Genomic DNA, 415 nt, shown 5'->3' on the forward strand with positions numbered 1-415 from the left:
CTTCTCGCGATTGCCGTGCGCCTGTCCATTCCGCCCGGCATGACCATCGGCATGGCGTTTCGCCTCTGGTCGCTTGTCATGTCCATGCCCCCGGAAACCCGCCGGTTCTACCAGGAAAACTGCGAACCGGGCGATCCCTGCAATGGAGGAAATTCATAATGGCCCTGCTGCCCCCCGAAGTGCTGGCCAAGTTCATGGGGACTGGCTATGCGCCACCCGGCGCTACCTACGCCTCAGCGGCGCTCAGTCATGGCGATCCGCTGGCACCGGGCCGTTCCGGTCCGTCCATGCTCGACACGATGAACGCCACGGCGCCGGAACCGTCGAGGTTCCCGGATCTGGAGGCCCTATCCGCACCGTCGGTGTGGGGCGATACCGGGAGCCTGTTCGAAAGGATCATGAATATCGGTCAGCG

The 415-nt window shown here is 63.9% G+C and carries 1 protein-coding gene; it reads left to right on the plus strand.

Going from position 1 to position 415, the window contains the following annotated elements; all coding sequences use genetic code 11:
* Positions 1 to 158: 158 nt before the first annotated feature.
* The coding region (locus MUB46_RS24175; RefSeq protein ID WP_261618536.1) for a hypothetical protein at positions 159 to 415 on the plus strand (257 nt) is incomplete at its 3' end.

The sequence above is a fragment of the Microbaculum marinisediminis genome, assembly GCF_025397915.1.
Taxonomy (GTDB): Bacteria; Pseudomonadota; Alphaproteobacteria; order Rhizobiales; family Tepidamorphaceae; genus Microbaculum; species Microbaculum marinisediminis.